This window comes from Micromonospora sediminicola (assembly GCF_900089585.1).
GTDB lineage: Bacteria > Actinomycetota > Actinomycetes > Mycobacteriales > Micromonosporaceae > Micromonospora > Micromonospora sediminicola.
Genome location: NZ_FLRH01000003.1, coordinates 369,992 through 381,507, shown reverse-complemented (window position 1 = coordinate 381,507; position 11,516 = coordinate 369,992). Strand labels below are relative to the sequence as shown.

General features: G+C 69.1%; 10 protein-coding genes and 2 tRNA genes. 11 read left to right on the top strand and 1 reads right to left on the bottom strand.

Annotated features, from left to right (window positions below; all coding sequences use genetic code 11):
* Nucleotides 1-266: 266 nt before the first annotated feature.
* The 6 genes from gyrB (at nucleotide 267) to GA0070622_RS02255 (ending at nucleotide 7,542) form a co-directional block, all read left to right on the top strand.
* Nucleotides 267-2,213, top strand: coding sequence for a DNA topoisomerase (ATP-hydrolyzing) subunit B (gyrB, locus tag GA0070622_RS02275; RefSeq protein WP_091567604.1), 1,947 nt, complete (start codon nucleotides 267-269; stop codon nucleotides 2,211-2,213).
* A 130-nt stretch (nucleotides 2,214-2,343) separates the two neighbouring features.
* A complete protein-coding gene (gyrA, locus tag GA0070622_RS02270) occupies nucleotides 2,344-6,123 on the top strand; it encodes an intein-containing DNA gyrase subunit A (protein ID WP_091567600.1) in 3,780 nt (1,259 codons plus the stop codon).
* Between the two features lie 3 nt (nucleotides 6,124-6,126).
* On the top strand, nucleotides 6,127-7,062 hold the full coding sequence (locus GA0070622_RS02265; protein ID WP_091567596.1) for a DUF3566 domain-containing protein: 936 nt from the start codon (nucleotides 6,127-6,129) through the stop codon (nucleotides 7,060-7,062).
* 129 nt (nucleotides 7,063-7,191) lie between these two features.
* A tRNA-Ile gene (locus tag GA0070622_RS02260) sits at nucleotides 7,192-7,265 on the top strand.
* A 43-nt stretch (nucleotides 7,266-7,308) separates the two neighbouring features.
* The gene (locus GA0070622_RS32825) at nucleotides 7,309-7,437 is read left to right on the top strand and encodes a DLW-39 family protein (protein WP_013283222.1); all 129 of its coding nucleotides are present in this window, start codon (nucleotides 7,309-7,311) and stop codon (nucleotides 7,435-7,437) included.
* Nucleotides 7,438-7,466: 29 nt separating this feature from the next.
* Nucleotides 7,467-7,542 (top strand) — tRNA-Ala (locus tag GA0070622_RS02255).
* A 43-nt stretch (nucleotides 7,543-7,585) separates the two neighbouring features.
* Here GA0070622_RS02255 and GA0070622_RS32345 read toward each other — a convergent pair.
* Nucleotides 7,586-7,789, bottom strand: a complete 204-nt coding sequence (locus tag GA0070622_RS32345; RefSeq protein WP_176558761.1) for a tyrosine-type recombinase/integrase — start codon at nucleotides 7,787-7,789, stop codon at nucleotides 7,586-7,588.
* Between the two features lie 669 nt (nucleotides 7,790-8,458).
* Between GA0070622_RS32345 and GA0070622_RS02245 the strand changes: the two genes are divergently transcribed.
* The 5 genes from GA0070622_RS02245 to GA0070622_RS31900 all read left to right on the top strand — a co-directional run bounded on the left by GA0070622_RS02245 (nucleotide 8,459) and on the right by GA0070622_RS31900 (nucleotide 11,514).
* Nucleotides 8,459-8,893, top strand: coding sequence for a hypothetical protein (locus GA0070622_RS02245; protein ID WP_218012338.1), 435 nt, complete (start codon nucleotides 8,459-8,461; stop codon nucleotides 8,891-8,893).
* Nucleotides 8,894-9,340: 447 nt separating this feature from the next.
* On the top strand, nucleotides 9,341-9,994 hold the full coding sequence (locus GA0070622_RS02240; protein WP_091567587.1) for a Type 1 glutamine amidotransferase-like domain-containing protein: 654 nt from the start codon (nucleotides 9,341-9,343) through the stop codon (nucleotides 9,992-9,994).
* A 91-nt stretch (nucleotides 9,995-10,085) separates the two neighbouring features.
* The gene (locus GA0070622_RS02235; protein WP_176558860.1) at nucleotides 10,086-10,388 is read left to right on the top strand and encodes an ArsR/SmtB family transcription factor; all 303 of its coding nucleotides are present in this window, start codon (nucleotides 10,086-10,088) and stop codon (nucleotides 10,386-10,388) included.
* On the top strand, nucleotides 10,385-10,771 hold the full coding sequence (locus GA0070622_RS02230; protein WP_091567584.1) for a VOC family protein: 387 nt from the start codon (nucleotides 10,385-10,387) through the stop codon (nucleotides 10,769-10,771). Before GA0070622_RS02235 ends, GA0070622_RS02230 begins: the two co-directional genes overlap by 4 nt.
* 29 nt (nucleotides 10,772-10,800) lie before the next feature.
* Nucleotides 10,801-11,514 (top strand): PH domain-containing protein, encoded by a 714-nt coding sequence (locus GA0070622_RS31900; protein ID WP_141684511.1) that lies wholly within the window; start codon nucleotides 10,801-10,803, stop codon nucleotides 11,512-11,514.
* Nucleotides 11,515-11,516: the final 2 nt, after the last annotated feature.

The window sequence follows — 11,516 nt, the reverse complement described above, 5'->3', positions numbered from 1 at the left end:
GGCGGTTTGGTCGGCTCCGCACAGTAAGATTGGGGGCGAGACGAAAGACCCGACACGGAGCGACGGACACGGGCCCCCAGGGCCCTTGATCATTGTCCCGCATCGGGTCCGAGCCGATCGCGATCCGCGGGCATCCGCGGCGACCGGTGTGCACGATCCGTGACCTGGCGATCCCGGGGGCGGCCCGTGCGCGCCGACGTCGCGTCCTGTCCGCCGAAACCCGCGCCCCGCGCCCACGCGCGGCCGGTGCGAGAAAGTGGCCGAGGGTGGCAGCGGAGGACAACAAGAAGTACGGCGCCGAGTCCATCACCGTGCTGGAGGGCCTGGAAGCGGTCCGGAAGCGGCCCGGTATGTACATCGGGTCCACCGGCGAGCGCGGTCTGCACCACCTGGTGTGGGAGGTCGTCGACAACGCGGTGGACGAGGCGCTGGCCGGGCACTGCGACACCATCGACGTGGTGCTGCTCGGCGACGGGGGGGTCCGGGTCACCGACAACGGCCGTGGCTTCCCGGTCGACCTGCACCCCAAGCTGAAGAAGCCGGGTGTCGAGGTCGCGCTGACCGTGCTGCACGCCGGCGGCAAGTTCGACGGCAAGGCGTACGCGGTCTCCGGCGGCCTGCACGGCGTCGGCGTCTCGGTGGTGAACGCCCTCTCCACGAAGATGGCCGTGGAGATCCACAAGGACAACTTCGTCTGGCGCCAGCGCTACGACCACTCCAAGCCGACGCCGCTGGAGAAGGGTGAGCCGACCGACCGGACCGGTTCCGCGGTGTCGTTCTGGCCCGACCCGGACGTCTTCGAGACGGTCGACTTCGACTTCCACACCATCTACCGGCGACTGCAGGAGATGGCCTTCCTCACCCGCGGCCTCACCATCCACCTGCTCGACGAGCGGGTGCCGGAGGACGAGGAGGGGAAGCTCCGCGAGGTCACCTTCCACTACGACGGCGGCATCGCCGACTTCGTCCGGCACCTCAACGCCTCGAAGAACCCGATCCACAAGACGGTGGTCGAGTTCGGCGCCGAGGAGACGGGCATGTCGGTCGAGATCGCCATGCAGTGGAACGAGTCGTACGGCGAGTCGGTCTACACCTTCGCCAACAACATCAACACCCACGAGGGCGGCACCCACGAGGAGGGCTTCCGGGCCGCGTTGACCAGCGTGGTCAACCGCTACGGCGCGGAGAAGAAGCTGCTCAAGGGCGACGAGCGGCTCTCCGGGGAAGACATCCGCGAGGGCCTGGCCGCGATCATCTCGGTCAAGCTCACCGACCCGCAGTTCGAGGGCCAGACCAAGACCAAGCTGGGCAACACCCCGGTCAAGGGCTTCGTGCAGCGGGTCTGCAACGAGTCGCTGGTCGACTGGTTCGACCGCAACCCGGCCGAGGCGAAGACCATCATCCAGAAGGCGTCCCAGGCCGCCCGGGCCCGCATCGCCGCCCAGCAGGCGCGCAAGCTGGCCCGCCGCAAGTCGCTGCTGGAGTCCGGCTCGATGCCGGGCAAGCTGGCCGACTGCCAGTCGACCGACCCGCGCGAGTCCGAGGTCTTCATCGTCGAGGGCGACTCGGCCGGTGGTTCGGCCAAGCAGGGCCGCGACCCGCGCACCCAGGCGATCCTGCCGATCCGCGGCAAGATCCTCAACGTGGAGAAGGCCCGGATCGACCGGGTCCTGAAGAACAACGAGGTGCAGGCGCTGATCACCGCGCTGGGCACCGGCATCCACGACGACTTCGACATCGAGAAGCTGCGCTACCACAAGATCGTGCTGATGGCCGACGCCGACGTCGACGGCCAGCACATCCAGACGCTGCTGCTCACCCTGCTGTTCCGGTTCATGCGGCCGCTGGTCGAGCTGGGGCACGTCTACCTGGCCGCCCCGCCGCTCTACAAGATCAAGTGGAACAAGAAGGGCGACGACGCCCAGTACGCGTACTCCGACCGGGAGCGTGACGGGCTGATCGCGCTGCGGCAGCAGAAGAAGCCCAACGCCCGGCCGGACGACATCCAGCGGTTCAAGGGTCTCGGTGAGATGAACTACCCCGAGCTGTGGGAGACCACGATGAACCCGGCCACCCGCACCCTGCGCCAGGTCACGCTGGACGACGCCGCAACCGCCGACGAGCTGTTCAGCGTCCTCATGGGTGAGGACGTCGAGGCGCGCCGCTCGTTCATCCAGCGCAACGCCAAGGACGTGCGGTTCCTGGACATCTGACGGACCGGTCCGGGCCGGCCGGAAATCCACCGGCCGGCCCGGCGGTCCACAGAGTTATCCACAGTCTGGCCGCTTTCCACAGCCGTTATCCACAGCGAGATCACGACTCTGAGTCTGATAAGGGTTAACAGTGACCGATACTCCCGAGTCCACCCCGAACGAGCCGGAGACCCCGGAGACAGTGGCCGCGGTCGTCCAGCACGACCGGATCGAGCCGGTCGGCCTCGAGGTCGAGATGCAGCGCTCGTACCTCGACTACGCGATGAGCGTCATCGTCGGGCGGGCCCTGCCGGACGTCCGGGACGGGCTCAAGCCGGTCCACCGCAAGATCCTCTACGCCATGTTCGACTCCGGCTACCGCCCGGACCGCGGCTACGTGAAGTGCTCCCGGGTCGTCGGCGACGTGATGGGCCAGTTCCACCCGCACGGTGACTCGGCCATCTACGACGCGCTGGTCCGGATGGCACAGCCGTGGTCGCTGCGCTACCCGCTGGTCGACGGCAACGGCAACTTCGGCTCGCCGGGCAACGATCCGGCCGCCGCCATGCGCTACTGCCTCACCGCAGATGCCCGGATCCGTACCGTCGACGGCACGGTGCGGATCGGCGACGTCGTGCCGGACGCCGCGCCGAGCAGCGAGACCGACGTCGAGCTGAAGGTCCGTGACCGCAACGGTGACCTGGTCCGCGCCAGCAGGTTCTTCCACTCCGGCGAGCACCCCACGCTGCGGTTGCGCACCCGCGAGGGGTACGAGCTGACCGGCACGCACAACCACCCGGTGCTCTGCCTGGTGAGCGTGGCCGGCGTGCCGACCCTGCTGTGGAAGCTGCTCGCCGAGATCGCCCCGGGCGACCGGGTGGTCCTGCAGCGCACCGTGCCGGACGAGATCGGCTACCCGATGCTGGAGCACGTCGAGGCGGCCGTCCTGGCCGGCGCGTTCGTGTCCGAGGGCTGGGTGTCGGAGCGCCGGGCCGGTTTCAACAACGTCGACCGGGACTTCTTCGTCCGCGTCCTGACGGCCTACGACCTCGCGGTCGGCGGCCCCCGCTACGTCGCCGAGCGCGTCATCGCCTCCGGTAGCACGCTGCACGAACTCGACGTACAGGACCTCTCCGCACTCCGGGCGAGTGTCCTCGGCGAGATGGTCGGCGCGCGGAGTGCCGCCAAGTTCGTGCCGGAGTTCGTCTGGCGCGGACCGGCCGCGGTCAAGCGGGCCTTCCTCCAGGCGCTGTTCGAGGGCGACGGCTCGTCCTCGCTGCTGCCGCGCCACACCATCCAGGTCTCGTACTCGACCCGCAGTGAGCGTCTGGCCCGCGAGGTGCAGCAGCTCCTGCTGGAGTTCGGCGTCGTCAGCCGCCAGTGCCGGTACGAAAACGGTGAGATCAAGGTCGTCGTCACCAACCGGCGGGACGCCCGGATCTTCGCCGCTCACGTCGGTTTCCTCGGCCGCAAGCAGGCCAAGTTGGAGTCCGAGCTGGCCCAGGTGCCGGCGAGCAGCACCGCGCTGTCCGGCGACCACGTGCCGTTCGTCGGCGACTTCGTCCGTGAGCACGGCGCGAGCCGCTGGACCGAGCGCGACTGGCTGCGTCGGCACAACGTCGACCGGATCGAGCGCTGGGAGCGAGACCGCGACGAGATCGCCGCCCGGATCACCGAGCCGGGGATCCTCGACGTGGTCGAGCCGTTGGTCGACGGTCGGTTCTACTACGCCGAGGTGACCGACGTCACCGACGCGGGGGTTCGGCCGGTTTACAGCATCCGGGTCGACACCGACGACCACTCGTTCGTCTCCGACGGCTTCGTCAGCCACAACACGGAGTGCAAGCTCGACCCGCTCGCCATGGAGATGCTGCGGGACATCGACGAGGACACCGTCGACCTGCAGGACAACTACGACGGCCGGGCCAAGGAGCCCACCATCCTGCCGTCGCGGATCCCGAACCTGCTGATCAACGGATCCGAGGGCATCGCGGTCGGCATGGCCACCAAGATCCCGCCGCACAACCTGCGCGAGATCGGCGCGGCCGTGCAGTGGTGCCTGGAGCACCCGGAGGCCGACGAGGCGACCACGCTGGAAGCCCTGCTGGAGATCGTCAAGGGCCCGGACTTCCCGACCCACGGCCTGATCGTCGGCCAGGCGGGCATCCAGGACGCGTACCGGACCGGGCGTGGCTCGATCCGGATGCGCGCGGTGGTCGAGGTGGAGGAGGACAAGCGGGGGCGGCCGGCGCTGGTGGTCAGCGAGCTGCCCTACCAGGTCAACCCGGACAACCTCGCCGAACGCATCGCCGAGCTGATCAAGGAAGGCAAGCTCGCCGGCATCGCCGACATCCGGGACGAGTCCTCCGGGCGTACCGGCATGCGGATCGTGCTGGTGCTCAAGCGCGACGCGGTCGCCAAGGTGGTGCTGAACAACCTCTACAAGCACACCCAGCTCCAGGAGACGTTCGGCGCCAACATGCTGGCGCTGGTCGACGGCGTGCCGCGCACGCTCAACCTGGCCCAGTTCATCCGCTACTACGTCGAGCACCAGATCGAGGTGATCCGCCGGCGGACCGCGTTCCGGCTGCGCAAGGCGGAGGAGCGCGCGCACATCCTGCGCGGCCTGTCCAAGGCGTTGGACGCGCTGGACGAGGTGATCGCCCTGATCCGGCGCTCGCCCACGGTGGAGGACGCCCGGCAGGGGCTGATCCGGCTGCTGGACATCGACGAGGTCCAGGCGACCGCGATCCTGGACATGCAGCTGCGTCGCCTGGCCGCCCTGGAGCGGCAGCGCATCCTGGACGACCTGGCCAAGCTCGAGCTGGAGATCGCCGACCTCAAGGACATCCTGGCCAAGCCCGAGCGGCAGCGGCGGATCGTCTCGGAGGAACTGGGCGAGATCATCGCCAAGTGGGGCGACGAGCGCCGCACCAAGATCGTGCCGTTCGACGGTGAGGTCTCGATGGAGGACCTCATCGCCCGCGAGGACGTGGTCGTGACGATCACGCGCACCGGGTACGCCAAGCGGACGAAGGTCGACCTCTACCGGTCGCAGCGGCGTGGGGGCAAGGGCGTCAGCGGGGCGACGCTCCGGCAGGACGACATCGTGAGCCACTTCTTCGTATGCTCTACCCACGACTGGATCCTGTTCTTCACGAACAAGGGTCGGGTCTACCGGGCGAAGGCGTACGAGCTTCCCGAGGCCAGTAGGGTGGCCAAGGGCCAGCACGTGGCCAACCTGCTCGCGTTCCAACCGGACGAGCAGATCGCGCAGATCATCGAAATCCCGAACTACCAGGTGGCGCCCTACCTGGTACTGGCCACGAGAAACGGCCTGGTGAAGAAGACGCGGCTCGAGGAGTTCGACTCCAACCGTTCCGGCGGCATCATCGCGGTCAACCTGCGCGATGAGGACGAGCTGGTCGGTGCGGTCCTGGTGGCTCCGGAGGACGACCTGCTGCTCGTGTCGAAGAACGCGCAGGCGATCCGCTTCAACGCCACCGACGAGGCGCTGCGTCCGATGGGCCGGGCCACCTCCGGCGTGATCGGCATGCGCTTCAGCGGCGAGGACGAGTTGCTCGCCGTCGAGGTGGTCCGGGAGGGTCTGGACGTTCTGGTCGCGACGAACGGGGGCTACGCGAAACGTACCCCGATCGAGGAATACCCGGTCCAGGGCCGGGGAGGTAAGGGCGTGCTGACTGCGAAGATCACCGAGCGACGCGGTGGTCTGGTCGGCGCGGTCGTGATCGATCCGGAGGACGAGCTGTTCGCCATCACCAGCAACGGCGGCGTCATCCGGACTCCGGTGAAGCCTGTACGCCGTACGCGTGACCGGAACACAATGGGGGTCAAGCTGATGGACCTCCCGGACGGCGTGACTATCGTGGCGATTGCTCGCAATGCCGACGAGCCTGACGAACAGGACTAGTTGATGACGGAGACACAGGCGAAGTCGGGGAACAAGGGGACCTCGGCCACCCCGGTCGACGAGGAGGCCGCGCAGGGCGGTACACCAGCGACCGGCCGCGCGGCCGTGGGTCGGGCCACGGTCCCCGCCGACGCGCCTGCCCCGAAGTTCACCCGGGCCCCCGGCATGGCCCCGCCTCCCGACAAGCCCGCCGAGGACTCGGGGACACGCGACGCCACCGAGACCAAGGTCGACGCGCCCACCTCGGCCGACGGCCTGGCCGCCCCGGCCGCGGCGAAGCCCGCCACGAGCACACCGCCGACCACGCCGACGGCGGCCGCCCGGCCGTCCCCCGGGACGACCGGCACCCAGCCGCGCATCGGCGCCGGTCTGGGCACCGCGCCCAAGACGGCGCCCGACGGTGCCCGCCCCGCCGGCGGCGCCCAGGCCCAGCAGCCCCAGGGGGGCCGCCCCGCCAACGGCGGTGGCCTGCCGCCGGGGATCAGCGGCGCGGCGGCCGTCGGCGCCGCGCGTGTCGGTGAGGCGGTACGCGCCGCGCGTACCTCGGTCAGTTCGGCCGCGTCGCGCGGGCCGCGCCGGGCCCGGCTGAACCTCAAGCGGATCGACCCCTGGTCCGTGATGAAGTTCGCGTTCGCGGTCTCGGTCGTGCTCTTCATCGTCGTGGTCGTGGCGACCTCGGTGCTCTACCTCGCGCTCGACGCGATGGGCGTGTTCAAGAGCGTCAACGACAGCCTCACCGACCTGGTCAACGCCGGCGGCGGCTCGGGCGGCGGGGGCGGGTTCCGGATCACCGCCAAGGGCGTGATCCTGACCTCCGCGCTGATCGGCCTGGTCAACGTCGTGCTGTTCACCGCGCTGGCCACGCTGAGCGCGTTCGTCTACAACGTCTGCGCCGACCTGGTCGGCGGGATCGAGCTGACGCTCGCCGAGCGGGACTGAACCGGACGACGCCGGGGCGCCGCCGCGTAAAGCGGTCGCCCCGGCGTCGTGTCTCCGGGTAGGTTCCGTCATGGGACCCCCGATTTGGGGGCGCAGAAGGCGATGGGTTAACCTTGCTCGTCGCTACGCGGGGCTATAGCTCAGTCGGTTAGAGCGCAGAGCTGATAACTCTGAGGTCGCTGGTTCGATTCCAGCTAGCCCCACCGCACACCGTCCGACGGTCGTCGAGCGCGAGGGGTCAAGCCCATGTTCAAGAAGCTGCTGATCCTGGCCGGCATCGTCGGTGTGGCCGCCGTCGTGGCCAAGAAGGTCAAGGCCTCGAACGACGAGCGCGCCCTGTGGCACGAGGCCACCACCGCGCCCGACCTGCGCTGAGCTGACACCGGGCGGTTGCCGCCCGACACGGGGCCCTAGCTCAACTGGCAGAGCACTGCCTTTGCAAGGCAGGGGTTAGGGGTTCGAGTCCCCTGGGCTCCACCAACACAAACACCGGTTGATCTCGGGTCCGAGTACAGTCAAGCGGTCACGTCGTCCCTTCCTCGCCGAGCACTCGGTCGATGGCCGAGGCAGCAGCCTGACGAGCCCGCGCCGGCAGGACGTGCCCCATAGGTGTCGGCCGTGATCGTGGGTGCCCGAGCAGCTCCATCACCGTGCGCAGCTCCTCGCCCTGGTCGAGCAGGAACGTGGCGAACGCGTGCCGGAGGTCCTGCGGGTGCAGCCAGTCCAAGCAGCCATGGCCCGCAACTGCTTGAAGCACCGACTGGCGTTCCAGGGCTCCACCGGGGTGCCGACGTGCTGGCGCGGACCCACCCGAAGCCGACCACAGCTCTCCCGCTGCAAGCCGTTCCCTGGCCTGCCAGGCCCGCTGAGGCTCCAACCGCGGACCGCCAGCGCGGACAGCGGCAGAGCCGGCTCGACCGGTGCGTCTTCGGCACGAACTCCAACCTGCGGTCCGGGCGCCGGACCGTCTAGCGGACGAACAGCGCCGTACCTGGCAGGTCGAACATCCTACTTCCACACCGAGATGACAAGTCTCGAGCGACCCTGGTCGAAACTGGAGGCGGTCGGACCGACTGCCACCGAGCACGAAGGTGACGACCGGGCACCGGTCGTGGAGCAGATATGCGATGTCTGGTGGGATGGCCCGAACGTTCTCGCGGGCGACGATCATTCTTGGCGGTGAGAGCTGCGTTTCTGGTCCGTCGACCTGCCGCCCTGGGTGCGGGGTGCGCGTCCGGGCGGAACTCGGCCGGTGATGAGGAGCAGAACGTGACGGCAGGTTGCAGCGGGGCAGCGGCCTCGAAGCGATTTCGTTAGGCTGCGGTTCCCCTCCTACCAAGGTCCAGAAGGGATCGATATGCGAGTTGCGCGGATGGTTGCAGGATCGACAGCGGTCGTGACTGCAGTTTTCGGGCTGAGTCTGGCAACCGCCGGCCCCGCCGCGGCGGCGGAGAGCGGCACCTGGGTTGCTTACGGCAACACAAACCCGATTACCTCCAGCTCCAGCACCTGGGGCTGCGCCGGCAGCCAGACGCTCGCCACCGATGTGCTCGCCCAGGTCTGCGCGATCAGGGCGGCGAACAACACGGGCACCCAGTCCGCAGTGATCGTCCGCAACAACCGATCCACCGCCTATTCGGTGCACACGTACGCGGACCTGTTCACCTCCAACGGTGGCAACCAGGGGGCGTGGCAATGCGCCACCAAGGCGCTGGCGGCGAACGGGTGGACAGTGTGCTTCGGACGCACCATCACCCTCAGCAAGGTCATCTCGGTGAACTCTGTGGGGTCTGCCAACGGTGTACGCCTCGGCACGTCGCCCTACGTCTAAACCCCAACTGGATGGGCGCGCAAATTTCGTGGCCGCGCGTACTCCTCCGTACAAGCGGACGGGAACGTCGGTAGTGTCGACTTTCCCGAGTCGGCCTGCATCAATGTGAGTCAACCCCTGGCATTCCCATTGACGATGCGGTGGCAGTTAGGCGCAAAACGCGTCGTGGACAAGCTGGCACGCGAGCGCCTCTTCTGATTTTCCTTCAGATCCAGGAGTCGTGCTCGCATGCCCAGTTCCCGAAGCCAGGTGGTGCGCGACAGGTCCCAGGGGGCCAGGAGTGGCAGGAGCCGCCGACGAACGCCCTAGCCATGCCGATGTGCGTGCGGAGGGCTTCGGGTTCGCAACGGCGATGAGTTTCGTTGCGGTGTCTGGTCTGTAGTGGCGAGAGCGCCTGATCCCGACTCTCGCGGAGAGGGTCATGGCCGCTACGTACAGGAGGCAAGCGTGAAACTTCTTCTCACGTCCGCGGGCGTCATGAACCCGAGCATCCGCGACGCGCTGGTCGACCTGCTGGGCAAGCCGATCGCCGACTCCAGTGCCCTCTGCATCCCCACGGCGACGTATCCCATGGGCGGGCCGGCCTCGGCCTGGCGCTTCATCACCGGGCAGACGCCGCTGCCCATGTGCGACCTGGGCTGGAAGTCGCTGGGCGTCCTCGAGCTGACAGCACTGCCGAGCATCGGCGACGAGCGGTGGGTCTCCTGGGTTCGGGAGGCCGATGTCATGCTCGTGGGCGGCGGTGATGCGACGTACCTGTGCCACTGGATGCGGCAGTCCGGGCTGGCCGATCTCCTGCCGTCGCTGCGGGACACCGTCTGGGTGGGGTTGAGTGCGGGGAGCATGGTGCTGACCCCCCGGGTCGGCGCGGACTTCGTCGCGTGGCAGGCAGCGCCCGACGACCGCACGCTGGGGGTCGTCGACTTCTCGATCTTCCCCCACCTGGGTCTTGAGCCGGACAACACCATGGCTGGTGCGGAGAAGTGGGCGGCCGAGATCGGGGGGTCGGCGTACGCCATCGACGACCAGACGGCGATCAAGGTGGCCGACGGCACGGTCGAGGTCGTTTCCGAGGGGCACTGGAGGCATTTCCCCGCGTAGCCGCGGCCAAGGGTGGTCGGCCTGGCCGCAGGGAGGTCGATCATCGGAACGATCATGTGCGCCCTCGTTGTATGCAAGCGGCGACTTGCCTATTGTGGTGGACGTGGGCGATCTCTTCCAGGCGCTGGCCGATCGCACCCGCCGCCTGATCCTCGACGAGCTGACCGAGCGCGACGGTCAGACCCTGTTCGAGATCTGCGGCCGGTTGGCGACGCGGCACCAGGTCGGCTCGTCCCGGCAGGCGATCTCGCAGCACCTCGACGTCCTGGAGGCCGCCGGCCTGATCGTCACGCGGCGGCAGGGTCGCTACAAGTTCCACCACCTCGACACCCGCCCGCTGCGGTCCATCACCGAGCGATGGCTCAGGTCCGAACCCACCGAGGAGACGCCATGAGGATCAACCTGACGAGCGTGTACGTCGACGACCAGGAGAAGGCGCTGCGCTTCTACACCGACATGCTCGGCTTCGTGAAGAAGACCGACGTGCCGACCGGGGAGCACCGCTGGCTGACGGTCGTCTCGCCCGAGGCCCCGGACGGCGTCGAGCTGCTGCTGGAGCCCGATGCGCACCCGGCCGCCAAGGCGTTCAAGGAGGCGCTGGCCGGTGACGGCATCCCGCTCACGCAGTTCGCGGTGGACGACGTCGCCGCCGAGCACGACCGGTTGCGCGGGCTCGGGGTGTTGTTCACGCAGGAGCCGGTCGACATGGGCCCGGTGGCCACCGCCGTGTTCGACGACACCTGCGGCAACCTGATCCAGATCGCGCAGTACAAGTAGCACTGGACACGGCCGGTCACCCTGACGGCATGACCCGGTGGCAGCGACCGTACTCACTGGACCTGGAGACCGCCGGCGCGCTTCTCGGCGTGCTGCTGACGGCCGGCGTCGGGGCTTTCCTCGTGGTCAGCGGCCTGTACGGAGTGGTCCCGGCGCCGGTGGCCGTGTTCGGTGCGGCCTGGCTCGCGCTCGGCCTCGTGGTGGGGGTCCGGCAGGCGATGCTGGGCGTCTACGTGAGCGACGTCGGCGTGCGCTCCCGTGCGATGTTCCGCACGACGACGGTGCCGTGGGAGTCGGTGGCGGAGATCCGCAGCGGCACGGGCTCGATGGCGGGGCTGGACATGGGTCGGCTGGCGATCGTCATCGACCGGGTCGACGGCGAGCCGGTGCAGACGCCGTTGCAGCGCGGCCACTTCCGGCTGTTCTCGCTCAACCCCGAGTTGGGCCGGCTGGCGACCTGGCCGGAGCACTACGACGAGATCCTCACCACCCTGCGGGCGCACCACCGGGCCGCCCGGCGGGCGGGGCCACCGTCCCCGCCGCTCGGGCGGCCGTCCCCGCCGGCCGGACCGCCGTCCCCGCCGGCCGGACCGCCGTCCCCGCCGGCCGGGGCGGCCGGTTCACCCACGCTGAGCGCCGACCAGCGCCGGGACCTCCACGTGCTGGCCCGCCAACACCAGCGGGGTGCGCTCACCGACGCCGAGTACGTCGCCGCGGTGGCGCGGCTGCGGGACGCCGGGTGAGC

Bases quoted from the DNA above. Each gene is read 5' to 3' on its own strand.
- GA0070622_RS02265 (WP_091567596.1), top strand. From the start codon at position 6,127: ATGACGGAGACACAGGCGAAGTCGGGGAACAAGGGGACCTCGGCCACC.
- GA0070622_RS32825 (WP_013283222.1), top strand. From the start codon at position 7,309: ATGTTCAAGAAGCTGCTGATCCTGGCCGGCATCGTCGGTGTGGCCGCC.
- GA0070622_RS02230 (WP_091567584.1), top strand. From the start codon at position 10,385: ATGAGGATCAACCTGACGAGCGTGTACGTCGACGACCAGGAGAAGGCG.
- GA0070622_RS31900 (WP_141684511.1), top strand. From the start codon at position 10,801: ATGACCCGGTGGCAGCGACCGTACTCACTGGACCTGGAGACCGCCGGC.